General features: G+C 70.6%; 20 protein-coding genes. 3 read left to right on the top strand and 17 right to left on the bottom strand.

Annotated elements, in window-relative coordinates; genetic code table 11:
- Positions 1–25 precede the first annotated feature (25 nt).
- From FFA01_RS04640 to FFA01_RS04610, 7 genes are all read right to left on the bottom strand, one after another.
- Positions 26–4,459 carry a type VII secretion EssC family protein gene (locus FFA01_RS04640; RefSeq protein WP_146853444.1) on the bottom strand — a complete coding sequence of 1,478 codons (4,434 nt, stop codon included), beginning with the start codon at positions 4,457–4,459 and terminating at the stop codon, positions 26–28.
- Complete coding sequence (locus FFA01_RS04635) at positions 4,456–5,067, bottom strand: hypothetical protein (RefSeq protein WP_146853442.1); 612 nt, start codon at positions 5,065–5,067, stop codon at positions 4,456–4,458. Before FFA01_RS04635 ends, FFA01_RS04640 begins: the two co-directional genes overlap by 4 nt.
- Positions 5,068–5,158: 91 nt before the next feature.
- Positions 5,159–5,806, bottom strand: coding sequence for a hypothetical protein (locus FFA01_RS04630; RefSeq protein WP_146853440.1), 648 nt, complete (start codon positions 5,804–5,806; stop codon positions 5,159–5,161).
- Positions 5,796–6,362: a hypothetical protein gene (locus FFA01_RS04625; RefSeq protein ID WP_146853438.1), complete on the bottom strand. Its 567-nt coding sequence runs from the start codon at positions 6,360–6,362 to the stop codon at positions 5,796–5,798. Before FFA01_RS04625 ends, FFA01_RS04630 begins: the two co-directional genes overlap by 11 nt.
- Positions 6,359–7,603 carry a putative T7SS-secreted protein gene (locus tag FFA01_RS04620; protein ID WP_146853436.1) on the bottom strand — a complete coding sequence of 415 codons (1,245 nt, stop codon included), beginning with the start codon at positions 7,601–7,603 and terminating at the stop codon, positions 6,359–6,361. The genes FFA01_RS04625 and FFA01_RS04620 overlap by 4 nt, the downstream gene beginning before the upstream one ends.
- 1 nt (position 7,604) lies before the next feature.
- Positions 7,605–7,898 (bottom strand): hypothetical protein, encoded by a 294-nt coding sequence (locus FFA01_RS04615; RefSeq protein WP_146853434.1) that lies wholly within the window; start codon positions 7,896–7,898, stop codon positions 7,605–7,607.
- A 64-nt stretch (positions 7,899–7,962) separates the two neighbouring features.
- Complete coding sequence (locus FFA01_RS04610; protein WP_146853432.1) at positions 7,963–8,256, bottom strand: WXG100 family type VII secretion target; 294 nt, start codon at positions 8,254–8,256, stop codon at positions 7,963–7,965.
- Between the two features lie 528 nt (positions 8,257–8,784).
- Here FFA01_RS04610 and FFA01_RS16090 point away from each other — a divergent pair.
- Positions 8,785–9,114 carry an FHA domain-containing protein gene (locus tag FFA01_RS16090; protein ID WP_182501158.1) on the top strand — a complete coding sequence of 110 codons (330 nt, stop codon included), beginning with the start codon at positions 8,785–8,787 and terminating at the stop codon, positions 9,112–9,114.
- Between the two features lie 120 nt (positions 9,115–9,234).
- Here the strand turns inward: FFA01_RS16090 and FFA01_RS04600 are convergent, their stop codons facing one another.
- Together FFA01_RS04600 and FFA01_RS04595 are read right to left on the bottom strand one after the other, a co-directional pair.
- A complete protein-coding gene (locus FFA01_RS04600) occupies positions 9,235–11,673 on the bottom strand; it encodes an ATP-dependent helicase (protein WP_146853428.1) in 2,439 nt (812 codons plus the stop codon).
- A gap of 12 nt (positions 11,674–11,685) precedes the next feature.
- Complete coding sequence (locus FFA01_RS04595; RefSeq protein ID WP_146853426.1) at positions 11,686–12,696, bottom strand: glycerophosphodiester phosphodiesterase family protein; 1,011 nt, start codon at positions 12,694–12,696, stop codon at positions 11,686–11,688.
- Between the two features lie 246 nt (positions 12,697–12,942).
- Here FFA01_RS04595 and FFA01_RS04590 point away from each other — a divergent pair, with 246 nt between their 5' ends.
- Positions 12,943–13,788, top strand: a complete 846-nt coding sequence (locus tag FFA01_RS04590; protein ID WP_146853424.1) for a Bax inhibitor-1/YccA family protein — start codon at positions 12,943–12,945, stop codon at positions 13,786–13,788.
- 180 nt (positions 13,789–13,968) lie between these two features.
- On the opposite strand, the gene guaA is transcribed toward FFA01_RS04590, so the two are convergent.
- The 8 genes from guaA to guaB form a co-directional block, all read right to left on the bottom strand.
- Complete coding sequence (gene guaA / locus FFA01_RS04585) at positions 13,969–15,555, bottom strand: glutamine-hydrolyzing GMP synthase (protein ID WP_146853422.1); 1,587 nt, start codon at positions 15,553–15,555, stop codon at positions 13,969–13,971.
- Complete coding sequence (locus FFA01_RS04580) at positions 15,552–16,007, bottom strand: DUF3817 domain-containing protein (RefSeq protein ID WP_146853420.1); 456 nt, start codon at positions 16,005–16,007, stop codon at positions 15,552–15,554. The genes guaA and FFA01_RS04580 overlap by 4 nt, the downstream gene beginning before the upstream one ends.
- Before the next feature lie 64 nt (positions 16,008–16,071).
- Complete coding sequence (locus tag FFA01_RS04575; RefSeq protein WP_146853418.1) at positions 16,072–16,899, bottom strand: SURF1 family protein; 828 nt, start codon at positions 16,897–16,899, stop codon at positions 16,072–16,074.
- A 102-nt stretch (positions 16,900–17,001) separates the two neighbouring features.
- The gene (locus FFA01_RS04570; RefSeq protein ID WP_146853416.1) at positions 17,002–18,492 is read right to left on the bottom strand and encodes a cation:proton antiporter; all 1,491 of its coding nucleotides are present in this window, start codon (positions 18,490–18,492) and stop codon (positions 17,002–17,004) included.
- Positions 18,493–18,497: 5 nt separating this feature from the next.
- On the bottom strand, positions 18,498–19,028 hold the full coding sequence (locus tag FFA01_RS04565) for a cation:proton antiporter regulatory subunit (protein WP_146853414.1): 531 nt from the start codon (positions 19,026–19,028) through the stop codon (positions 18,498–18,500).
- 202 nt (positions 19,029–19,230) lie between these two features.
- On the bottom strand, positions 19,231–21,090 hold the full coding sequence (locus FFA01_RS04560; protein ID WP_146853412.1) for a glycerol-3-phosphate dehydrogenase/oxidase: 1,860 nt from the start codon (positions 21,088–21,090) through the stop codon (positions 19,231–19,233).
- A gap of 62 nt (positions 21,091–21,152) precedes the next feature.
- Positions 21,153–22,274 (bottom strand): GuaB3 family IMP dehydrogenase-related protein, encoded by a 1,122-nt coding sequence (locus FFA01_RS04555; RefSeq protein ID WP_146853410.1) that lies wholly within the window; start codon positions 22,272–22,274, stop codon positions 21,153–21,155.
- Positions 22,275–22,376: 102 nt separating this feature from the next.
- Positions 22,377–23,879: an IMP dehydrogenase gene (guaB, locus tag FFA01_RS04550; protein ID WP_146853408.1), complete on the bottom strand. Its 1,503-nt coding sequence runs from the start codon at positions 23,877–23,879 to the stop codon at positions 22,377–22,379.
- A gap of 284 nt (positions 23,880–24,163) precedes the next feature.
- Here guaB and FFA01_RS04545 point away from each other — a divergent pair, with 284 nt between their 5' ends.
- The gene (locus FFA01_RS04545) at positions 24,164–25,531 is read left to right on the top strand and encodes a branched-chain amino acid ABC transporter permease (protein ID WP_244289691.1); all 1,368 of its coding nucleotides are present in this window, start codon (positions 24,164–24,166) and stop codon (positions 25,529–25,531) included.
- Positions 25,532–25,542 lie beyond the last annotated feature (11 nt).

Below are 25,542 nucleotides of genomic sequence, written 5' to 3'. Positions count from 1 at the left end.
CGCCGCCCTCCCGCTCGCACCGGTCTCAGCCGAACGGCACGCGGACCTGGACCACCTCACCCGCCCCGACGTTCACGTGAGCGATGCCGAGTCGGCGCGCACTCGAGAGCGAGCTCTTCGGCAGGGCCGCACCGACGACGTCGCCGTCGACCGCCGACTGCGGGCTCAGCACGGCGCCGCACCGATTGCGCCGGATGTCCGCCACCCAGCCCCCGAACCCCGTCGCCAGCTCGGCCGACGACCCCGCCACGACCAGACCCTGACCACGATCGGAGCATGATGTGACGAATCTCGACAGCCAGGTCGACACCGGAGCGTCGCGGAGGAGGTCGGCGTCGTCGATGACGAGCACGCGCCTGCCGGGCCCGTCGTCGAACCACGGCGCGACGTCGGCCTCGGTGGGCCTCGCTCCGGTCAGCACGGTCAGGACCCCGTGAGCGCCGTCGAGACGGCGCAGGGGCGATGCTCGCGGCGCCATCACGACCACCTCCGCGTCGACCGCGACGAGCGACCTGATGATGCTGAGCAGGAGCGTGCTGCGTCCGCTCCGACCGGGTCCGCCGATCATGAACGTGCCCGAGCCGTCGGCCAGGTCGGGGCCGACGGCCGTGAGCTCGTCTCCCCCGACGCCCACGAGGGCGAAGAGTCCTCCCGTGCCGGTCACGCGCCTCCGCGCCCAGGCGTCATCGAAGCCGAGTGGGCCGTCCAGGCGGTCGAGCCGGAACGGCCGACGCGCGGAGGCGAGACCGGCGTCGTGCTCGGAGGCGGCGGCGCCGAGTCTCGCGAGGTCGGCGGCCTGAGCCCGGCCCGACGCGTCCGGCCCGATGAGCGCGATCTGCAGCTCCACCCCCGAGTCGGCGACGAAGGCCCGCCCGTCCGAGACGTCGTCGGGCACTCTCCGGGGGTCGAGGCCGGCCAGCGCGTAGTCCGAGCGATCGGCCAGGCGCAAGATGACCTTGCGGTCCACGAGGGTCGAGAAGCGGCCGGTGATGAGCTGGCGGTCGCCGGTGACGACGAGATGGAGTCCGACGCTCGCTCCCTCTCGGAGCAGGGAGGTCACCTGATCGACGAGGTGACCGCCGTCGAGCTCCCCCAGGGCGGAGACGAACCCCTCCCATCGGTCGATCAGCAGCACGAGATGCGGCAGGCGTTCGGCGACCGCCGCACCGCGTCGTTGTTCGACGACCCCGGCGTGACCGCCGGACGCGAGGATCTCCTGACGACGGTGGCACTCCCGGACGAGTCGGGCGAGCAGACGGCGCGTCCGCTCGATCTCGGTCCGTTGGACCACGGCGCCGGCATGAGGCAGCTGGACGAGCGGCAGCAGCGCTCCGCTGCCGCAATCGAGCCCGTAGAGGTGCACGTCGGCCGCCGAGGTGCCGCTCGCGATGGACGCCGCGAGCGCCCGGAGCGCCTGCGAGCGCCCGCTCCGCGCCGAACCGGCGATGAACAGGTGCCCGTCGAGGTCCAGGTCGAGGACGGCCGCGGCGCGCGACTGCCGGTCGGGGTGGTCCTCGAGACCGAAGAGCAGCGGGGCGAGCGCACCCGGCTCGTCCGCCGTGGCCCGTGGTCCGCCTGTGTCGAGACCCTGGCGGCGGATCTCCTCGAGGGTCACCGCGTCCGGCAGGGCGTCGAGCCAGGGGCGGTGCGGCGGGGCTCCTCCCCGATCGACCTCGGCCGCGGCGATGGCGGCGACCAGCTGCACGAGGTCGGTCTCGTCGGCGCGGTCGACCCGCGCCTCCTCGGGAGGTCCGGGTGGCGGGTGGCCGAGCGAGCCCGTCTCGACGACGGCACCCCACAGCCGGCGTGCCACGGGCGCGACGGCGCCCGGTGCACGTCCCCCGACGCGGCCCGCCTGGAACGGCAGGAGGGCGCCGGCGCCGAGGCGGGCGAAGGCCCGGCCCGGGTTCGCCTTCGAGATCCCGGCCGCGTCGGAGGCGTCGATCACGTCGGTGCTCTCGGCGGCGTCGGTCACCCGGAGGGCGATGCGCAGGTTCGTGTTCGCGCGGATGTCTCCCGTGACGACGCCGGTGGGGCGTTGCGTGGCGAGGATGAGGTGGATGCCGAGAGAACGCCCCCGTTGGGCGATGTTCACCAGGCCGGTCACGAAGTCGGGCAGTTCGCGGGCGAGGCTGGCGAACTCGTCGATGACGATCACGAGACGGGGCAGTGTCGGCGCCGTCGTCGAGCCGTGGCCGGGGTCGAGGTAGTCCTCGATGTCCTTGGCGCCGGCGTCCGCGAGGAGGTGCTCCCGGCGGCGCAGCTCCGCGCCGAGCGAGTCGAGTGCGCGCTCGACGAGGTGGGGGTCGAGATCGGTCACGACGCCCACGGTGTGCGGCAGGGCCGCCAGGTCGCGGAATGCCGCGCCTCCCTTGTAGTCGATGAGGACGAAGGTCATGGCGTCAGGAGTGTTCGACGACGCCAGCGAGGCGACGATGCTCTGCAGGAGCTCCGACTTGCCCGATCCCGTGGTGCCCGCCACCAGACCGTGCGGGCCGTCGACTCGGAGGTCGAACGAGAACGCACCGTCGAGGCCGTGCCCGATGACGACGCCGGTGGTGGGAGAGGTGACGTTCCAGCGAGCCCGGATCGACGCGGCGGTGGGGGTGTCCAGGTCGAGGACGTCGAGGAGGCGCGAACGAGTCGGCAGGCCCGCCGCATCGTCCTCCTCGCCGACGTCGACCAAGGGGGAGAGGCCCCGGGCCACCGCGTCGTGCCAGCCGGCAGGGAGGAGGTCCGCCCGGACGCTCTGGACGCCGGTCGACCGATCGACCGCGACGGTGTGGCTCGAGCGCCCGCAGGTGACGACGGCCAGGCACTCCTCGGGGAGCGAGCGAGCGTCCGCATCGAGGCAGATGGCGTAGACGCCCACGGCGGGGCCGTCTCGGACGAGGGGGACGAGCCCGGGCAGGGTGCGGAGGCGGCGGGCCCCGTCGACGACCACGACGATGTCCGGCCCCGTGGTCACGTCGTGGCCGGGGCTCTCTCGGACGGCGCGCTCGCGTGCGTCGACGAGCCTGCCCAGCTCGGCCAGTCGGCGGGCGACCGTGGCGGCGTCGACGCCGACCCGCACGGTGCGGTCGGCGCTCTCGCCGCCGCGGGCGTGCGGGACCCAGCGCAGCCACGACCAGCTGTCGACCCCGTCGGGGTCGGTGAGCACCACGATCTCGACGTCCCGAGGGCTCTGCAGCACGCAGAGCTGGGCGACGAGCCAGGTGGCGAGTGAACGCGTGTCGGCGGTGCGGCCGGCGAGGCCCACGACGCCGTGCTCGGTGAGAGTCACGCAGACGGGCACGTCGAGGGCCGCACGGGCGACGACGCGGCGGTGCTCGAGTTCGGCGGGGTCCTCGACCGTGACTCCGGACGGTACGTCGGCGGTGCCGATCCGCACGGCGAGGTGGTCGTCGTGGGCGCGTCGACGCTCCCAGAGGCGGGCACGGCGTCGCATCGCGATGTCGAGCAGGGCGGCGGGATCGGGGCTGCTGGCCCGTCGGCGGGCTTCGATCTCGCGGACGGCGACGGCCGCGTCGGCGGCGACGGCCGCCGTGGTCTCCTCGTGGTCGGCGAGGCGTCGCCGGTGCGAGATCCGGCCGTTGCGCCGGTCGTACAGGTAGTTGCCGATCAGGACGACCGGCGACATGAGGCCGAAGGCGAGGAACCCCATGCTGTCGAAGACCGACACCATGACGACGGCCATGACGAGAGGCGCGATGGCGGCGACGATGGGGAGCGGCCGTCGAGCGGGCGGCTGCGGTTCCGGCGGGTAGCGGAACGCCGACGGGGGCTCGTCGGGCAGGAGGCGCGGTGGCCGGGCGTAGTCGAGGAGGCCCCCGTCGTCGGCGACGGTCGTGGCGGCCAGAGGCCCCCCGCGGCTCGTGACGGCGAGGAGCGTGCCGCCGATGGTGATGACCGAGTCGTCGTCGACGGGGGTGGCGGTGGTGATGCGCCGGCGGTCGACGAGCACGTCGGTCAGGCCGTCGGTCCGGCTGCCCGTGACGAGGTCGTGGTCGGGCCCGACGGCCGGTTCGATCACGAACCGGCCTGCCCCGTCGAAGGTGAGGGCGGCGGCCAGAGGAGGCACGTGGGGGTCGTCGAGGACGATCGTCGCGCCTCCTCCACTCCCGATCACGGCGATCCCGGGGTCGAGCACGAAGATCGTGCCGGCGCCGGGTCCGCCGATGATCCTCACCGTGGGCAGGTCGTCGGGCGGCGCCGGAATGCTGGGCGGTGATCCGAAGCTGATCACGGATCCGTCGACGAACGCGGCATCGGCGACGGTGGAGCCCGGGTCGACGTACCGTCCGTCGACGGCGACGTGACGACGAACGTCGTCTCGGACGCCGAGCCGTGCCGCGGCGTGGTCGACGACGTCGCCGAGGGTGGTCGTCGGCTCGACCTCCCAGACGAAGTCGGCGGTGCGGTGCGACGGTTCGTGCCTGACCGTGGCACCGACTCTCATTCGGCCGGCACCACGCTCGTGCCGTGGACGAACGCGTCCACGATCGGCATCAGGACGGGGACGAGCTCGGGCGGGCCGACGTGGCAGCTGATCCGGAGGTCGTACGGTTCCGAGCGGAACGCGTAGACGGCGGTCGCTTCGAGGACTCCGTCGGTGTCGCTGTAGCGGACCCCTCGCCAGCCGTCGCCGAGTCCCTCGGAGGCGAAGCGCTCGAGGGCGGGCGGCTCGACCGCGTCCTGGTCGCTGGCCAGCACGAGCTGGCGGAGCATCGACTCGCGCTCGCCCTCGCACCAGGCGTACTGGACGCGGAGGATCGCCGTCAGCTCGTCGAGGTTCGGGGCGAGGAGGAATCGTGATTCCCCCTCGGACGGCCATCGAGCCAGGTAGTCGAGCACGGCCCGCGCATGCCGGCGGCGACTGCGCGTGATGCTGGGCGAGCGCGAGCAGATGTCACCGAGCGTCAGCTCGACCCAGGTCGTCGCCGAATCGTGCCCCTTGAAGGGCCAGCCTGTCGGCAGCGCCACCCAGAGGTCGGGGTCGTAACCCATCATCACGTCAGCGGTCCCGGGCGGGATCGGAGCCGCATCGGGGGTAGTCGTCTCGTTCATCGTCGTCTCTCTGTGTTGTGGTGGGTGGTTTCGTGGCTCGAGTCCGCTCTGCCGGAATCGGAGCATCGGCCCCGGCGGCCGTGCCGCCCGGTCACGTCGTGGGCCGATCGCTGATGACGGCCCCCTGCCCGTCGATCCAGCGGAAGGTCGTCGCGACGGCGTCGAAGAGCTCGGCGAACGCGGCGGCGACGGTGTCGTCGTCGGGTCGCTCGTCCCGGGCGGGCGCCGTCACGGTGAGCGACACCGCGATCAGGGCGAGACGGCTGCCTCGGATGCGTCCGAGCACCGTTCGTCGTCGGAGGAGGCGGCTTCGCCGTGAGCCCACCGTTCGGACGTCACCTGCGTCTGACTCCCACACGACTGCGGGTTCGCCTCCCAAGGACATCGCGGTGGCGCCTCGTTGCACACGGGACAGGAGCAGGGCGTCGAGATCGCCGCGGGTCGGGTCCTTCACCGGGAGCCGCGCCACGACGAAGCTGCATCGCAGATCCGTGGCGAAGGCGTCGCTCACGGCGACGTACGACTCCTGGACGACCCGGTGCGGATCGTGGCTCTCGACCTCGTTCAAGAAGGTCACGAACTCGTCGGTCGACGCGGGCACCTCCCCCTCGAAGGCCAGCTGCTCGAGGACTTCCTCCGGCGCCGTCGACGCGTCGCCGGGAATGCGGATGAACCCGGGCGGGACGACGAGGGAGTAGGACCGCGCCTCCCGGTCGGCAGGCTCGTGGTCAGTCGCCACGTCGAGCACGCCGCACCTCCCCCTGGTCACGGACGAAGCCGACGACACCGGCGGCGAACCGCTGAACGGCGAGAACCCCGACGGGGACGGCGGCGATGATCAGGATGACACCCGCCCAGAACGAATCCCGAGGCCACTCGGGGGTGTCCGGGAAGATCCGGGCGAACTCGATGGCGAAGAAGGCGTCGAGCGCCAGAAAGAACGTGACGAACCACGGCTCGAAGAAGAAATCGCGCGCGTGTCTGACGACGATCGCGTAGACGGAACCGAAGACGAGACCTGGAATCGTCATCCAGATCGTTACTGTCGGCACGACGAGTGGAGGCCATGCCTCGCCTGAGTGCACCAATTCCTGCACCGTCGGTGCTTCAGACCCGTTGGCCTGAAGCACGATCGAGTAGATGGACAGCCCGGCCATCGTGCCGAGAAAGGTGCCCATGCAGATCAGTGCTGATGCGCCGAAGAAAAGACCAGCGAATCCACGCCGCATGGAAGGCATTCCTCGTCGGGAAATTCGCATCTGCGCGGGCCGTCTCATGGCCTTGCTTTCCGTCACGCGATGCGCCTTTGAACAGTCCGCATGCGGCCCAGAGGTGTCGTCGCAACGGGTGTTCTCAGGGTGTCGACGATCGCGGCGCTCGACTTGGCAGTGTTGACGGCAGCCAGGATTCGCACGGACTTGAGCTTCCGAAGTATCTGCATCACTTGCTCCGCCTCGGATGGAGACCAACCTGGCCGGCCGGCGCGCAAGAAATGCGTGATCCGCGCAACGTCGACGTCGCCCAGGGACTTCAACAGGATCCGGCTACCGATCGTGGGCCGGGCCCGCTCTAGAGAACGCCCGACCCACTGAGTCGCGAATCGCGGCGAATACCCCTGCCCGACGAGATTCGTCACACGGTTCGCAGCGACACCTCTGGCTCCGGCACGGGCACTCACCACGAGCCCCTTACCGATGCCGAACGTGACGACCGAGAACAGATTGAGGGCCACAGCGGTCAGAGTGCCTGTCCCGGCCGCGGCCCGGGCGACGGACAACGCCAGGGAGACGACCATCGCGGCGATCGCAAACGGTGCCAAGACGGGGAAGATCACGGCGCCCGCGGTCAGGACGAGACCGACGACATCGAGAAGAAAGGAGACCTGACTGATCCACGTGTCGTTCTCCACCATCCACGTTTGGAACCCCTCGTACGCCACCCCGGCGACACCGCCGATGTCGTCGAAGACCGAGTCGCGCAGTCCGTCGCCGGTCGCGTCGTCGATCCGCGAGATCGCGAGAGCGGCCGCCGCCGCGACCGCCTCGTGGGCCTCGTCGACCACGCGCCCGTACGACGACATCCTCGCCCGCGCGTCGTCGCTCTTCGCCTCGTGCAGCCGAGCCTGATCCTCGAAGTACCGCTTCGACTCGTCATCCGTCTCGAGCAGGGCCCGACCGCGGTACTGACGCGCCTGACGTTCGTGCGCCTCCTCGTCGTCGACCGCGACCTCGTACTCGCGCAACGCACGCCCCGCCGACTGCTGCGCCGACTCCAACGACCCCGCGTACACCGACAGCGCCGACCCCGTCGCCTCGTACCGGCCTTCCGCGCGCCCCAACTGCCCCGCCAGCTCCCCCGCCTTCTTCATGAAGGCGTCGACCGCGTCGCTCGACGATCCGCCGTCGTCCAACGCCCGCAGGGACCGCGCCGCGCTCCGGATCGACTCCGCCGTCGACCGGAAGCGCTCCGCCATCACCAGCACCCGTCCCGAGTCCCCCGTCACGGCCGACTTCGGCGCCACCCACACCCCGGCCATCTCAGCCCCTCTCCGACAGCTGGCCGGCCAGTCGCTTCTCGACGTCGGAGAAGCCGTCGGCCACCGCGCCGGCCGAGCGCCCGAGGTCGCCAAGAGACTCGGCCAGACCACGTCGCACGTCGTTCCATTCGGTCGCGAACGACCTCACCCTCTGAGCGAGCGCCTCATGCCCGCAAGCATCAGCCGCGTCGGCGGCGGAGCCGTCCGCGGACTCGAACTCGCGTCGGATGCTGTTGAGACTCGAGAACAACGCCTCGAGCGTGCTGCCGCGAACGGTCAGGCTCGACCGCGCCATGCGGCCTCCTCTCGTCAGGGTGGCCGTCCCGTCGACGACGGAACGGCCACCGGTGGTGGGTGGGTCAGCCGAGGCTGCTGGCGAGCTGCGCGTCGGTGCTCTCGAGGGCGTTCGCCGCGCTCTCGAGGAACCCGGCGAGCCCCTCGAGAGCGGCGATGGTCGTCGTCGCACCGGTCGTGAAGTCGGTGTAGGTCGACTCGAAGGCCTTGGACGACTTGTCGGTGACGTAGCCCGACGAGACGAGGTTCGCGATCTGCGCCTTCAGCTGACCCAGCTGGTCTTCGATGGCGCGCTGGCCGTTACGCAACTGGGTCGACTGGGTGCGGAGGTCGTCGTAGGTGACGGTGACGTTTGCCATGGGTGATCTCTCTCGGTCAGGGCCGCCCCGAGCGGGTGGCCAGGACCCAATATGTCACATAGGGTCAGTAGACCGTTTTGTTTTCCACAGAGAGGGGCTGTCATGCCGCGGAGGAAGGCGTCGAGGAGGCACGGATCGCCTCCCGATCCCGCTCGACCCATCACCCCCGACACCATCCTGCGACTGCGCGAGGAGGGCCGGCTCTCGAGGGTGGTCCGGTTCCCCGCCGAGCCGCTCCCCCCGGTCACGGCCCCACCGCCTCCCGCCGCATGCCACGAGCCCGCACCCGCGCTCCCGCCGGCCCCGCAGCCCCCTCTGCCCGCGCTGCCTCCCCCACTCCCGGACGCATCCGCGCCACCCCCACTCCCGGCCGCGCCCCCGCCACCCCCACCACCACCTCCACCTCCGGCGCCGACGGCCGCCACCGCCCCTCTCGCCGACGACCTCGACACGACGCTGCTGCGTCCACGGCACCTCGATCTGGAGCTGCCCGACGGCAGACGCGTCCCCGTCGGAAGGAGACCGATCGTGATCGGGAGACGATCGTCGGGACCACCCCGCGCCTCCTCGGCGCCGGAGGCCACCGTGCCGCCCGACGGCGATTCGCTCGTGACGATCAGCGATCCGACCCGGTCGCTGTCACGTCGGCACGTGAGGGTCGCCGCACGAGCCGACGGATCCGTGTGGGCCGATGATCTCGACTCGGGCAACGGCACCGTGCTCGAGTCGGCCGGCGGCCCCGCACGAGCGCTGACACCTCACGAGCCGGTGCGGATCGTCAGCCGCGATGCCCTCGTCCTCGGCGATCACCGCATCAGGGTCGTCCGACGCCCTCCAGGAGCCCCAGCCGATCCGTGACATCACCGACGATCGCCCACCACGCGAACACCGGACGGCACGATCGCACCACGGCGAGCCACGGTGCCTGGCCCGGCAGCCCGCGCGGACGCATCCCTCGCGTCCGTCGCGTCCGTCGCGCTAGATCTTCTCGATCGGCGCGACCTTGATCAGCAGCTTCTTGCGGCCGGCCGAGTCGAACGAGACCTCGGCGATGCGGCGGGCGCCCTGGCCGGTGACGGCCATCACGCGCCCCTCGCCGAAGTCGACGTGCGAGATGCGGTCGCCGGCCTCGAGCTCCAGGTCGCCGTTGTCGCGGACGGTGCCGGTGACGCGATTCGCCCACTCGGTCTTCGGTCGCGTCTTCGCCGCAGCCGTCGCCCGGTCGTAGCTGCCGCCGCCGTAACCCCCGGAGGCGCGGGGCGTGCCTCCGAAGCCGCCCACGCCGCCGGCGCCGTCGCGTCGCGCGTTGAGCGCACGCGGCTGCGTGCCGCCGCGGCTGTTCGCCATGCCGGGCGATTGCTTCCACTCGATGAGCTCGACGGGGATCTCTTGCAGATAGCGCGACGGCATCGCCACGTTGACCTCGCCGAACTGGGCCCGCGTCATGGCGAGGGAGAGGAACAGCTTCTGACGGGCCCGCGTGATGCCGACGTAGAACAGGCGCCGCTCTTCGGCCGGTCCGCCCGGCTCGCTCGCCGACATGCGGTGCGGCAGGAGGTCCTCTTCGACGCCGGTGAGGAACACCGCCTCGTACTCGAGGCCCTTCGCCGTGTGCAGGGTCATCAGCGAGACCGTGCCGCTCGTGTCGTCGAGGTCGTCGGCGGCGGCCACCAGGGTGACCTCGGTGAGGAAGTCGAGCAGCGTGCCGTCGGGGTTGTTCTTCTGGAACTCCTTCGTGACGGCCACGAGCTCGTCGATGTTCTCGGCGCGCGCCTCGTCTTGCGGATCGCGGGAGGCGCGCAGCACCTCCACCAGACCGCTGCCCTCGATCAGCGCGGTCAGGATCTCGTGCACGGGCGCGGTCGCCGCCGTCGCCTGGACCTCGTCGAGGAGCGTGGCGAGGCCCCGGATCGCACCCGTCACCTTGGGGCCGAGACCCAGCTGGTCGGCGTTGCGCATGGCGTCGCGCAGCGGGGTCGGCGCATCGGGGGCGTTGGTGTCGGCCCAGCGCTGCAGGGCCGTCTCGGTCGCCGGTCCGATGCCGCGCTTCGGCACGTTCATGATGCGGCGCAGCGCCATCGGGTCGGCCGGGTTGGCCACCGAGATGAGGTACGCCATGGCGTCCTTGATCTCGGCCCGCTCGTAGAACTTGGTGCCGCCCAGCACGCGGTACGGGATGGCCGAGCGGATGAAGATCTCCTCGAGCGCGCGCGTCTGCGAGTTGGTGCGGTAGAACACGGCGACGTCTTTGTAGGCCGTGCCCGCCTCGTGCAGCGACGCGATCTCGTCGGCGACGAACTGGGCCTCGTCGTGCCCGGTGTAGCCGGTGAACCCGACGATCTTCTCGCCCGCCCCGACGGTCGTGAAGAGGTTCTTCGCCTGACGGTCGAAGTTGTTGGAGATGACCGCGTTGGCGGCGTCGAGGATGTTCTGGGTCGACCGGTAGTTCTGCTCGAGCAGGATCACCTTCGAGTTCGGGAAGTCGCGCTCGAACTCGACGATGTTGCGGATGTCCGCCCCGCGGAACGCGTAGATCGACTGGTCGGAGTCGCCGACCACCGTGAGCGACGCCCCGGGGATGCGCCCGCTGCCGTCGCGCATCGTCTGCACGAACTGCCCGCCGCGCTCGAGCTCGTCGACGAGCTCGGGGTCGACCGGTCGGGTCAGCTCGCGGATGAGGGCGTACTGGGCGTGGTTGGTGTCCTGGTACTCGTCGACGAGGATGTGCCGGAACCGACGCTGGTACGTGGCCGCCACGTGCGGGAACGCGCGGAACAGGAAGACCGTCTGCGCGATGAGGTCGTCGAAGTCGAAGGCGTTGGCGCGCTGGAGCTCTCGGGTGTACTGACGGAAGATCTCGAGGAACATCACGTCCTGAGGGTCGCCCGCGTTGACCTGGCGCGAGTAGGTCTCGACGTCGGTCAGCTCGTTCTTCAGCTTGGAGATCTTGCCGGATGCCTGGCTGACGGTGAATCCGAGGGTGTCGGCGTCGAGCTGCTTGAGGATCCGCTTGAGCAGGGCGCGCGAGTCGGCCGAGTCGTAGATGGTGAACGACTTGGTGAACCCGAACTGCTCGGCCTCGCGCCGGAGGATCCGCACGCACGCCGAGTGGAAGGTGGAGATCCACATGCCCTCACCGGCCTGACCCACGAGGTGGGCGACGCGCTCGCGCATCTCGGCGGCGGCCTTGTTGGTGAACGTGATGGCGAGGATCTGGCTCGGCCAGGCCTCGCGCGACGCGATCAGCCCGGCGATGCGGCGGGTCAGCACGCTCGTCTTGCCCGAGCCGGCGCCGGCCACGATCAGCAGGGACTGCCCGCGGTACTCGACCGCCTCTTTCTGCTGGGGGTTCAGCCCGGCGGTCAAGGGGTCGCCGGACGCGCCGGTGGGGTCGGAGGGGTCGAGCACGATCGTCATGTCGGGGTCAGTCTAAACGCGGCCACCGACACCCGGTCGGAGGGCATCGCGGACGGCGATCGCGAGCTCCGGCTGGTCGGCGAAGACGCCGTCGACGCCGAGTTCCATCAGCGACCGGAACTCCGTCGCGAAGTCGCCCCGCGCCTCCCGCCCGCCCGGTCCGCGGTGCGCCCGGGCGAGGAACGCGTTCTCGGCCCGCAGGGTCCAGGTGAAGACCTCGAGGCCCGCGGCGTGCGCGGCGTCGACGACCCGCGCCTCCGTCGTCCCGTCGGGGCCGACCAGGGTCGACTTGTCGAGGCTGATGCCGTGTCGACCCGCCGCCGCGAGCGCCGCCAACGACGACTCCTCGAGCTGCGACGTGTACGTCGGGGCCGCCGAGCCGAACCGGGCCACGAGATCGGCCGCCGCCCCGCGCTTCTCGAGCAGGTAGACCGAACGGCCGCCGACGCCTCGATCGCGCACCCGGTCGAGCACCGTCTGCTCGAAGCTCTCGATCGTCAGCCGTTCGTCGTCGATCCAGCCGGCCGACCGCAGCTCGTCGGCCACGAACTGGTCGAGGGGCAGGCCGATCGAGTCGAAGTACGTCGCGTGCTTGATCTCGGCGACGAGCCCCACCCGTCGCCCGGCGTCGTCGAGCAGACGCAGCAGGTCGGACAGCCGCAGCATCCGCCCCTCGCCGTCGTGGCTCGCGCTGAGCGGCCGCAGCTCGGGCAGGCGCTCGCGCACGGTCAGCGTCGCGAGCTCGGCCCAGGTCAGGTCCTCGGTGAACCAGCCCTCGACGTCGGCCCCCTCGATGCGCTTGGTGGTCCGGCGATCGGCGAACTCGGGGCGGGTCGCGACGTCGGTCGTGCCCGAGATCTCGTTCTCGTGGCGCAGCACGAGCACGCCGTCGCGGCTGGCGACGATGTCGGGCTCGATGGCGTCGGCCCCGAGCTCGACGGCCAGCCGGTAGGCCGCCTCGGAGTGCTCGGGGCGATAGCCGCTGGCTCCGCGATGGGCGATGACGAGGGGTGCCGTGGTCACCCGACCACGCTAACGGGCGCGCCCCGGCGGCGGGTGGGCGTCGAGGAGGCGCGGGCCCCCTCCCCGAGGAGGCGCGGCGCACCCCGCACCCCCGCCGCAACCCTGCACGCACTGCACGTTCGCCCGCCGCGAATACGGCTCTCATCAGGCGAATCCCCAGCCATTCGAGACAGACCAGCCGTTACGGTTGATGAACGGCCGACGAGTCCCTCGGCGACCGACACGATCACCAAGACAAGGATCCTGATGGCATTCTCGAATCCCGGCTTCAGTCAGTCGCCGGCCTTCTCAGAGAAGGGCGCTGCCGTGATCCGGCAGCAGCAGGCCGGCGCCGCTGCTGGCCAGCGCCCCGTCGAGTACGACGGCATGACCGCCGAGCAGCTGCAGAACCTCTACACGCAGCCCTCCGCCGGTCCGTCGCAGACCGACCGCATGACCTACGAAGACACCATCACCAAGACGATCGCGGCCTTCGCCGTCGTCCTGGTCGGTGCGGCGATCGGCTGGTTCGTCCCCGCCCTCGCCTTCGTCGGCGCCATCGCCGGCTTCGTGCTCGCCCTCGTCAACATCTTCAAGAAGAAGCCCTCGGCCGGCCTCGTGCTCGCCTACTCGGCGGCCCAGGGTCTGTTCGTCGGCGGCATCTCGCGCATCTTCGAGGGCACCTACGACGGCATCGTCACGCAGGCGCTGCTCGGCACCGTCGCGGTCTTCGTCGTCACGCTGCTGCTCTTCAAGAGCGGCAAGGTCCGTGCCTCCAAGCGCGCCACCAAGATCTTCCTGATCGGCATGATCGGCTACGGCGTCTTCTCGCTGCTCAACCTGGGCCTGATGGCCTTCGGCGCCAACAGCAACCCGTGGGGCCTGCGCGGCTACGAGATCGCCGGCATCCCCCTCGGCTTCATCCTGGGCATCTTCGTCATCCTCATGGCGGCGTACTCGCTGGTGCTCGACTTCGACCAGGTGAAGACCGGCGTCGAGCGCGGCGCACCCCGCATCTACGGCTGGTCGGCCGCCTTCGGCATCGTCATGACCGTCGTGTGGCTGTACGTCGAGATCCTGCGGATGCTCGCCATCCTGCGAGGCAACGACTAGTCGCCCGCGACACCCACGACGAGGGCCCCGTTCCGACCGGAACGGGGCCCTCGTCGTCGTCATGGGGCACCCGCCCCGGCCGGCGACGCAGCCACCTCCGAGAACGAGGAAGGCGCCCGCCACGCGAACGTGGAGGGCGCCTTCGACCGGTCGACGGCCAGTGGCCGTCGGCCTAGTGGGTCATTCCCACTCGATGGTCCCCGGCGGCTTCGACGTGACGTCGAGCACGACGCGGTTGACCCCGGCGACCTCGTTGGTGATGCGGTTCGAGATCTTCGCCAGCACGTCGTACGGCAGGCGGGTCCAGTCGGCGGTCATCGCGTCTTCGGACGACACCGGGCGCAGCACGATCGGGTGTCCGTAGGTGCGACCGTCGCCCTGCACGCCGACCGAGCGGACGTCGGCCAGCAGGACCACCGGGCACTGCCAGATCTCGTCGTCGAGGCCGGCGGCGGTCAGCTCGGCGCGAGCGATCGCGTCGGCGGCACGGAGCAGCTCGAGGCGGTCGTGCGTGACCTCGCCGACGATGCGGATGCCCAGACCGGGCCCGGGGAACGGCTGGCGGCCGACGATGACCTCCGGCAGCCCGAGCTCGCGGCCGATCGCCCGCACCTCGTCCTTGAACAGGGTGCGCAGCGGCTCGACGAGCTCGAACTGGAGGTCTTCGGGAAGGCCGCCCACGTTGTGGTGGCTCTTGATGTTCGCCGTGCCCGTGCCTCCGCCGCTCTCGACCACGTCGGGGTAGAGCGTGCCCTGCACGAGGAACTTCACGGCCGAGTCGCCCTCGGCGGCTGCCTCGAGCACCAGCGCCTCGGCGGCGGCCTCGAAGGTGCGGATGAACTCCCGACCGATGATCTTGCGCTTCTGCTCGGGGTCGGAGACGCCGGCGAGCGCATCGAGGAACTGCTGCTCGGCGTCGATCGTCACCAGACGCACGCCCGTCGAGGCGACGTAGTCCTCTTCGACCTGACGGCGCTCGTCGGCGCGCAGCAGACCGTGGTCGACGAAGACGCAGACGAGCTGATCGCCGACGGCCTTGTGCACGATCGCGGCGGCCACGGCGGAGTCGACCCCGCCCGACAGTCCGCAGATGACACGGGAGTCGCCCACCTGGGCGCGGATCCGCTCGACCTGCTCGGCGATGACGTTGCCGCTGTTCCAGTCGGCGGGGATGCCGGCGGCGCGGTGCAGGAAGTTCTCGAGCACGGCCTGGCCGTACGACGAGTGCTTGACCTCGGGGTGCCACTGCACGCCGTAGAGCCTGCGGGCGTCGCTCGAGAAGGCCGCGACCGGGGTCGAGGCGCTCGAGGCGAGCACGTCGAAGCCCTCGGGCGCCTTCGAGACCGAGTCGCCGTGGCTCATCCACGTGGTCTGCTCGAGCGGCTGGCCCGACAGCAGCGTGCTCTCGCCCGGCACGAGGGTGACGTCGGTGGCGCCGTACTCGCGCTGGCCGGTGTGCGCGACCTCGCCGCCGAGGGCCTTCGCCATGGCCTGGAAGCCGTAGCAGATGCCCAGCACGGGGACCTCGAGCTCGAAGATGGCCGGGTCGATGCTCGGCGCGCCCTCTTCGTACACGCTCGACGGGCCACCGCTGAGCACGATGCCGACGGGGTTCTTGGCGGCGATCTCGGCCGCGGTGATCGTGTGCGGCACGATCTCGGAGTAGACGTTGGCCTCGCGCACGCGTCGGGCGATCAGCTGCGCGTACTGCGCACCGAAGTCGACGACGAGCACGGGGCTCTGGGCGGTCTCGGTGGCTTCTGTCACGCGGGGGCTCCCTGGGGCTTCTGGGCGGTCTGATCCGGCTTGTCGGCGACCAGGGCCGCGTGCTCTCGCAGGGCCAGCTTGGTCATGTGGCTCTCGACGAAGAACGAGAGCAGGGGCACGACACCGCCGAGGGCGATGATGAGGAACCGCGAGAACGGCCAGCGCATCAGGCTCCACAGGCGGAAGTCGGCGAAGAGGTAGACGACGTAGAGCCAGCCGTGGGCGATCAGGATGGCCGTCGAGAGGTTGAACCCGGTGGTGATGGAGTCCTTCGGGACGAGGAACCCGCCCTCGCCGCCGAGCTGCATCTCGAGCTGCAGAGGGGTGTACTTGAACACCATCTCGAAGATGAGCAGCAGGAGCATGACGCCGGTGATGTACGCCGAGATGCGATAGAACTTCACTGCACCCGGGATCTTCGGGATGTCGCGTTGCCGGGGCTTGGGAGGCATGGCGTCGATTCTACTCGGGGCGGACCGGCCGATTCGCCCCCCGAGGAGGCGCGGGCCGAGGGGGTCAGACGGTCGCGTCGGCCTCGGCGCGCGCCTCTTCGGCCTCGTCGATCTCGCGCTCGAACGCGTCGCGCACGAGGCGGAACCAGAGGAAGATCGCGAACCCGGCGAACACGACCCACTCGATCGCGTAGAAGATGTTGAGCCAGTTCACCGAGACGTCGGCGCTCGGCGCCGGGGAGGAGATCCGCTCGAGCGACCCCCAGCTGTCGGCGGCCACCACGTAGCCGCCGTAGACGTCGCCGTCGAAGTCGGTCCACTCGTTGACCAGGGCGGCCAGCGACAGCACCGACTCGCGCCCGTTCTCGAAGTCGCCGTCGCTGGGAGCCTCGCTGGGCGAGTACCGCCCGGTCAGGGTCAGCTCGGTGCCGACGGGCACGTCGTCGACCGCGGCGGTCGCGGCGGACTCGTCGGCGGACCAGCCGAGGGCCACGGCGGTGGAGGCTCCGTTCGCGTCGTCGACGAAGCGGCCGACCAGCCAGTAGCCGACGTCGCCGTCGTTGACCCGGTCGGACACGACGCGGAAGTCGTCGGGGGCGAACTCGCCCGAGACCGTCACCATCTGCCCGCCGACCTTGTCGTAGAACGGGCTCTGCGGCTCGGCCACGTCGGAGAGCACCTTGACCGTCTCGGTCTCGGGGTTCGCGACCTGCCCGCTCTCGATGCTGCGCTCGATCTGCCAATGACCGAGCCAGGCGAAGATGCCCGAGATGACGAGCGAGAGCACCAGCATCGCGATCCAGCGACCGCGGCGGGCGACCTGCCACATGGTCTCGGGCAGGGGCGAACCGTCGGGACCGGTCGTCAGGGGACGTTCGTCGAGGCGGCTCACGAACGCATCGTACCGTCGTGCGCCGGTGACCCCGCTGGGTGACGGCCCGGCAGGAGGCGCGGATCGCGACGGCCCCGCCGGTCACCCCCTGCGGGCCCCCGGCTAGTACTCGGGGTCGCGCTGACGGGTGGCGCGCTGATCGGACTGCTGCCCGGCCTGGTCGGCCCAGATCGCCGCCTCGGCGGCGTCCAGCTCGTCGAGGTCGTCGAGGTCGTCGTCGTCCGCCTCCGCCGTGGTCCGCACCGCGTCGAGGCTCGCGGCCACCGGGGCGGCCGTCGCGGGACCGCGCCGGGGCTCGTCGTCGGATCCGTCGATCGGGTCGCCGCCGTCCCGGTCGGCGAGCGCCGCCTCCATCAGGGCGATCTCCTCCGAACCACGCGCCTCCTTCTCGCGGCGACGCCGTTCGGCGGCCTCGCGCTCGGCGCGCCGGCGCGAGCGCAGCAGCACGCCGCCGATCCGCTCGGAGTTCGAGGCCAGCAGCGGACCGATTACGGCCATGACCAGCACGTACAGGCCGGCGAACGGCTGCAGGCGCTCGTCGAGCCCCGCCCCCATCGACAGGGTCGCGAGGATGAGCGCGAACTCGCCGCGGTTCTGCAGGATGGCCGCCGTGTTGATGCCGGCCTGCGGACCCAGCTTGTTGAGCCACGCCACGAACTGCCCGGCGATGATGTTGAGCCCCACGGTGATGCCGATCGCGATCGCCACCGGCCCGAGGACCGTCGGGAACAGCGCCGGGTTCAGACCGAGACCGAAGTTCAGGAAGAAGAACGCTCCGAAGACGTCGCGCATCGGGAGCGCGAACTGCTCGATGCGGTTGCGGTAGCGCGTCGCGCCGGCGATCAGGCCGATCAGGAACGCCCCGATCGCGTCGGTGACCCCGAGCACCTCGCCGAGACCGCCGAACAGGACGGCGAGCCCGAAGAAGAGCACGGTGAACAGCTCGTCGTCCTTCGTCCGCATCAGGCGCGAGACGACCTTGCCGCCCCAGCGCGCGATCGAGAACATGATCACGAGGAACGCGAAGGCGACCAGCAGCTTCAGGATCACCGGAACCGGGTCGGTCTCACCGCTCAGCACGACCGAGACGACCGCGAGGTAGATCGCGATGAAGATGTCCTCGACGACCGTCACCCCGAGGATCATCGGGGTCTCGCGGTTCGCCAGCCGGTTCAGCTCGATCAGCAGCTTGGTCACGATGGCGCTCGACGACGTGGCCGTCATGCCCGCGATGATCAGCGCCTCGCGGGTGCCCCAGCCCAGCATGAAGCCGAACACCAGACCGACGCCCATGTTGACGGCGATGTAGCTGCCGCCCGACACGATCAGGCGCCCCGCGTTCGAGAAGAACTCGTCCTGGTCGAATTCGAGACCCAGGTTGAACAGCAGCAGGATGAGCCCGAAGATCGCGATCAGCTCGATGCTGTCGGTCTCGAAGCTCAACGGGAACCAGCCGGTGTTCGTGCTCGCCAGCAGGCCGACCAGCATGTAGACCGGGATCGAGGGCAGCCCGATCAGCTTGCCCGCTCGACCGAGCACGTACGCCAGCAGCAGGAGGATGCCGAGGACGATCAGTTCTTCGCCCAGGTGCATCGGCGTCAGCCCCCGGGCGGGGCGTCGACCGGCGACCGGTGCTTCAGCTCGCCCGTGCGATAGAACGAGAAGGCCTTGGCGACCTTCTCGGGTGAGCCGGCGACCACGAGGGTGTCGCCGGGGAAGACCTTGAAGTCGCCCGAGGGGGCGGGGTTGGCGGCGTCGCCGCGCACGACGGCGACGACGGTGAGCCCGACCACTCCACGGGCTCCGAGGTCGCCGAGGGGCTGCCCCGCGATGTGGTCGTCGTAGTCGACGGTGAACCAGTCGATGCTGAGACCCGGGATCTGATCGAGCGCCGACAGCGACTCGGTGATGCGGGTTCCACCCAGCAGCTCGGCGAGGGTGTGCGCCTCGTCCTCGCTCAGGCGCAGCGAGACCTTGGTGACGTCGGCCCCGTCGGCCTCGTCGCTGAAGGTGATCAGGTCGCTGTGGCCGGAGCGGTGGGTGATGACGCCGCACTTGCCGCCGTCGTCGGTGATGAAGGTGTGCAGCACCCCCACACCGGGGAGTTTCACTCGACGCACGTCAGCCATGGTTCATCTCCGTGGGGATCAGGGGCAGTCGTCTCAGCTTAGCCGCGGGCTCGGACGCGCCGGCGGGGCTGCTCACGGTGGGGACAACCGGCGACCGGGCGCGGTTGTTCCCGGCCCGGAACGCCCCTCGGGGCCTTCGACGAGGAGAAGGCGCGGTGCCCGTCCACCGGCACCGCGCCTCCTCGTCTCCACCCTGCGGGGGTCAGCTGCTGCGGCCGCCCGGTGCGCTCGCCGAGGTGTCGTCGCCCGGGGTGCCCGCAGGCTCGGTGACGTCCTCGCCCGGCCGGGGCGCGCCTCCCTGGTCCGCTCCGGGGACGACCATGTCGTCCTCGTCGAAGCCGAAGGTGATGTCGGGCGCCTCGAGTCGGACGCGGTCGGCCGACTCGTCGTCGGGCTCGAGCTGGCTCGCGCGCTCGGCGGCGACGCGCTTGAGGTAGTTCGCCACCTCGGCCTCCGCCTCGGCGTCGCTCCAGCCCAGCACGCCGGCCATCAGCCGGGCGGCGACGGGGGCGGCCGACTCGCCGCGGTCCCAGGCCTCGATCGAGATGCGGGTGCGGCGCGCCAGGACGTCCTCGAGGTGCAGGGCGCTCTCGTGACTCGCCGCGTAGACCACCTCGGCGCGGATGTAGTCGTCCGCTCCCGGCAGCGGCTCGGCGAGCGACGGATCGTCGCGGATCAGATCGAGGATCTCGTCGGTGAGCGTCCCGTACCGGTTCAGGAGGTGCTCGATGCGCACCTTGTGCACGCCGAAGGCCTTCGCGATCTTGCCGCGCTTGTTCCACGCCGCGTGATAGCCCTCGGCCCCCAGCAGCGGGATCTCCATCGTCGTGCTCTCGGGGATCCGGCCGTCGAGCGCCGCCGCGGCCTCGTCGACCGCGTCCTCCGCCATCACGCGGTAGGTCGTCCACTTGCCGCCGGCGACCACGACCAGGCCGGGCACGGTGTGCGCCACGATGTGCTCGCGCGAGAGCTTGGACGTCTGGTCGGACTCGCCCGCCAGGAGGGGGCGGAGACCCGCGTAGACGCCCTCGACGTCGTCGCGGGTCAGGGGCACGGCCATGACCTTGTTGACGTGCTCGAGGATGTAGTCGATGTCGGCGGCGGTCGCCGCGGGGTGGGCCTTGTCGAGGTCCCAGTCGGTGTCGGTCGTGCCGACCAGCCAGTGCCGACCCCACGGGATCACGAACAGCACGCTCTTCTCGGTGCGGAAGATCATGCCCATGTCGGAGTGGATGCGGTCGCGCGGCACCACGAGGTGAACGCCCTTCGAGGCCCGCACCTTGAAGCCGCCCCGCTCGCCGACCATCGCCTGGGTGTCGTCCGTCCAGACGCCGGTGGCGTTGACGACCTGCCTGGCGCGGATCTCGAAGTGCTCGCCGGTCTGGTAGTCGTGCGCCTTGACCCCGACCACCCGCTGGCCGACCTTGACGAACCCCTCGACGCGGATGCGGCTGGCCGCGTGGGCGCCGTAGGCCGCGGCGGTCCGCACCAGCGACGAGACGTAGCGCGCGTCGTCGACCTGGGCGTCGTAGTAGGTCAGCCCGCCGACGACCGCGTCCTTCGACAGGCTGGGGATGGCGCGCAGCACCTGCGTCTTGGTCAGGTGGCGGTGGTGCGGCACCCCGGGCGGGCGCCCTCCCGTCCAGCTGAAGATGTCGTAGAGGGCCATGCCGGCGCCGATGTAGAAGCGCTCGTACACGGGCTTGCTGAGGGGGTAGAGGAACCTCACGGGCTTGACCAGGTGGGGCGCCAGGCGCTGCAGCAGCAGACCGCGCTCGATCAGCGCCTCGCGCACCAACCGGAAGTTGAGCTGCTCGAGGTAGCGGATGCCGCCATGCACGAGCTTCGACGACCGGCTCGACGTGCCGGAGCCCCAGTCGCGGGCCTCGACGATGCCGACGCTGAGCCCGCGGGTCACGGCGTCGAGGGCCGACCCCGCCCCGACGATGCCACCGCCGATCACGAGGATGTCGAGCTCTCTGGTCTTGAGCGCCTCGACCGCTGCGGCCCGTTCGTCGGGGCCGAGCTTCGTGGAGAGCGAAACGGACGCGGACCTGGCCATGAGAGCCTCCATCGTGGGATCGGATCGGGGGCACGCCATCGCGCCCTCGACCCCATCAAACGCTAGTGAGGCTGGTAGGGGGCCACCACGACCTCGACGCGCTGGAACTCCTTGAGGTCGCTGTAGCCCGTCGTCGCCATCGAGCGGCGCAGGGCGCCCATGATGTTCGACGTGCCGTCGACCGAGGTGGCCGGGCCGTAGAGGATCTCCTCCAGCGAGCCGACCGTGCCGACCTGCATGCGACGGCCGCGCGGGAGCTCGGGGTGGTGAGCCTCGGCGCCCCAGTGGAATCCGCCGCCGGGGACGTCGTCGGCACGGGCCAGCGCGGCCCCGAGCATGACGGCGTCGGCGCCGCAGGCGATGGCCTTGACCAGATCGCCCGAGGTGCCGAGCCCGCCGTCGGCGATGACGTGCACGTAGCGCCCGCCCGACTCGTCGAGGTAGTCGCGGCGCGCACCGGCGACGTCGGCGACGGCGCTCGCCATCGGCGCGTGGATGCCCAGGGAGGCGCGGGTCGTGCTGGCGGCGCCGCCCCCGAACCCGACGAGCACGCCCGCAGCCCCCGTGCGCATCAGGTGCAGCGCGGCGGTGTAGGTCGAGGCGCCGCCGACGATGACGGGGACGTCGAGCTCGTAGATGAACTTCTTGAGGTTGAGCGGCTCGGCGTTCTTCGAGACGTGCTCGGCCGAGACGGTCGTTCCCCGGATCACGAAGAGGTCGACGCCGGCGTCGACCACCGTCTGGTAGAGGTCCTGGGTGCGCTGCGGACTGAGGGCGGCGGCGACCGGCACACCGGCGGCGCGGATCTCGGCGATGCGCGCCGTGACGAGCTCGGGCTTGATGGGCTGGGAGTAGATCTCCTGCATCCGCACGACGGACTCGTCGTCGGAGAGACCGCGGATCTCGGCGAGGACGGCCTCGGGGTCGTCGTAGCGGGTCCAGACGCCCTCGAGGTCGAGGACGCCGAGGCCGCCGAGCTGGCCCATGCGGATGGCGGTGGCCGGGCTGACCACGGAGTCCATCGGCGCGGCGATGATCGGCGTCTCGAACTGGAACGCGTCGATCGACCAGCCGACCGACACGTCGCGCGGATCGCGGGTCCGGCGGCTCGGGACGATCGCGATGTCGTCGAATGCGTACGCGCGTCGGGCTCGCTTGGACACGCCGATCTCTACCTCAGTCACCGTGCCACCTTACCGGAGGCCCGGGTCGAGCCCCCGGGCCGCGTCGCGACGTCACCCGGAGCCCACCCCGCACCCGCCCGGCGCCGGGCGGGCACGCGGGGCCTAGCGGCGGTAGTTGGGCGCCTCGACGACCATCTGCAGGTCGTGCGGGTGGCTCTCCTTCAGCCCGGCCGCGGTGATGCGGACGAACTTGCCCTTCATCTTGAGCTCGTCGACCGTGCGTCCGCCCACGTAGAACATCGACTGCCGCAGGCCGCCGGTGAGCTGGTAGACCACGTTGCCCAGGGCGCCGCGGTAGGGCACCTGGCCCTCGACGCCCTCGGGGATGAGCTTGTCGTCGCTCGGCACATCCGCCTGGAAGTAGCGGTCCTTCGAGTACGACGTGTTCTTGCCGCGGGTCTGCATCGCGCCGAGCGATCCCATGCCGCGGTAGTTCTTGAACTGCTTGCCGTTCACGAAGACGAGGTCGCCGGGGCTCTCGTCGCAGCCCGCCAGCAGGGAGCCGAGCATGACCGTGTCCGCGCCGGCGACGAGCGCCTTCGCGATGTCGCCCGAGTACTGCAGCCCACCGTCGGCGATGACCGGGACGCCGGCCTCGCGAGCGGCCAGCGACGCCTCGTAGACGGCGGTCACCTGCGGCACGCCGACGCCCGACACGACACGGGTCGTGCAGATCGAGCCCGGGCCCACGCCGACCTTGATCGCGTCGGCGCCGGCCTCGATGAGGGCCTCGGCGCCCGAGCGAGTGGCGACGTTGCCGCCGATCACGTCGATCGACGCGAACGACGGGTCGGCCTTGATGCGGCGGATCATGTCGAGCTCGCCCGAGCTCTCGCCGTTGGCGGTGTCGACGACGAGCACGTCGACACCGGCGTCGCGCAGGGCGCAGGCGCGCTGCCAGGCGTCGCCGAAGAAGCCGATCGCGGCGCCGACGCGCAGTCGGCCCTCGTCGTCCTTGGTGGCGTCGGGGTACTTCTCGCTCTTGTCGAAGTCCTTGACGGTGATGAGACCGCGCAGCTTGCCGTCGGCGTCGACGAGGGGCAGCTTCTCGATCTTGTGCTCGGCGAAGATCGCCACGGCGGAGTCGGGGTCGACCCCCTCGGGCGCGGTGACGAGCGGCGCCTTCGTCATGACGTCGCGCACGAGGGTCGTCTGCATCTCGAACGGCGAGACGAAGCGCATGTCGCGATTGGTGATGATGCCGACGAGGGTGCCGTCGCGCTCGACGACCGGCAGGCCCGAGACGCGGAACTGACCGCAGATCGCGTCGACCTCGGCCACGGTCGCGTCGGGCGACGTGGTGACCGGGTTGGTGATCATGCCCGACTCGCTGCGCTTGACCTTGTCGACGTGCGCGGCCTGGTCCTCGATGGAGAGGTTGCGGTGGATGATGCCGATGCCGCCCTGGCGCGCCATGGCGATGGCCATGCGCGACTCGGTGACGGTGTCCATCGCCGCCGAGAGCAGAGGGACGGCGACGCGGATGCGCTTCGTCAGACGAGACGAGGTGTCGGCCTCACTCGGGATCACGTCGGTGCGCCCGGGGAGGAGCATGACGTCGTCGTACGTGAGTCCGATGAATCCGAACGGATCCGGCTGGTCCATGAGTCCCCTTCGAAGGAGCGAGATGAGGTGGGCGGTGTGCACCGGATCGCCGTCGACTGCCGGTAGTCGATGTTAACCCGCCCCGCGCCTCCTGCATTCCGGTCGTGGAGGCCCGGAAAGGGCCCGGGAGGCGCGCGAAGGTCACAAAACAGCGACGAATTTTCGACTCTTGCCTGTGTCGTGCACGAAACATGGCCGACACACGGCGAAAGTAGCGTCACCAACGACGGTGAGCCAGCGGCACCCGGGGCATCGCCCCGACTGGCACCTGTCCAGGAGGTTCCGTGAAACCCGACACGACCATCGCACCGCAGGCACCGCTGCGGCCTGCCCTGATCGTCACCGTTCTGGCACTGCTGCTCGGCCTCGCCGGCGCCTTCCTCTCCGTGATGATCACGCCCGAGCCCGCGAGGGCCCAGGGCGGAGCGACCGCTTCCTGCACCGTCGACGCGAGCACCGCCTGCATCCAGGGCAGCATCCGCACCGACGAGGGCGAGCCGGCCACCGGCGTCGTCCTCACCGTGACCGGCCCCGGCGGCTTCACCGGCACGGCCGAGGTCGACGGCACCGGCCGGTGGGCCCTCCCCGTCACCGAAGGCGGCCAGTACACGGTCGCCCTCGACACCGACTCGCTGCCCGACGGCCAGTTCCTCACGAACGCCGAGCAGGACGAGCGCATGGTCAACGCCACGCTCGGCGCCAACGCGGGCGTGATCTTCCAGCTCAGCGCGACCGAGGGCGCCACGACCGGCGACACGGCGGCCGCCTTCAACTGGGATCGCGTCGGACAGCAGCTCGCGTCGGGCATCCGACTCGGCCTGCTGCTGGCCCTCGCGGCCATCGGCCTCTCGCTGATCTACGGCACGACCGGACTGAGCAGCTTCTCGCACGGCGAGCAGGTGACCCTCGGCGGTCTGCTGGCGTACGTCTTCGCCAACCAGCTGGGCATGAACATCTTCCTGGCGGCGATGATCACCGTCGTGCTCTGCGCGGCGACCGGGTTCATCCAGGACTGGGCGATCTGGAAGCCCCTGCGACGGCGGGGGTTGAGCCTGACCCAGCTCATGATCGTCACGATCGGCCTCTCGATCGCGCTGCAGTACGCGTTCCAGTACTTCTTCGGAGCCGCGACGGTGCGGATCCAGACGGCCAACCCGTCGACGGTCACGCTCGCCGGCATCACGCTGACGGTGCAGTCGTACGTCGCCATGGGCATCTCGGTCGTGGTGCTCGTGCTGACGGGGCTGTTCCTGACGAAGACCCGCACCGGTCGCGCCACCCGCGCCGTGTCGGACAACCCGGCCCTGGCCGCGGCCTCCGGTATCGACGTGGACCGCATCATCCGCCTCGTGTGGACGGTCGCCGCGGCTCTCGCCGGTCTCTCGGGCGTCATGCTCGGCCTCGTGCTCAACGGCGTCAACTGGATGACGGGTCTGCAGATCCTGCTGCTCATGTTCGCCGCCGTGACCCTCGGCGGACTGGGCACCTCGTTCGGCGCCCTCGCGGGCTCGCTCATCATCGGCGTCATCGTCGAGCTGACCAACCTGGTGCTGCCGGGTGACTTCAAGTACGCCACCGCGCTGCTGATCCTGATCGTGATCCTGCTGTTCCGTCCGCAGGGCATCTTCGGTCGCGCCGAGCGGATCGGTTAAGGGGACTTCTC

It is taken from the genome of Frigoribacterium faeni (assembly GCF_007988805.1).
Classification (GTDB): domain Bacteria; phylum Actinomycetota; class Actinomycetes; order Actinomycetales; family Microbacteriaceae; genus Frigoribacterium; species Frigoribacterium faeni.
Note: the sequence above shows the minus strand (reverse complement) of the source record. Positions and strands in the feature narration are given on the sequence as shown.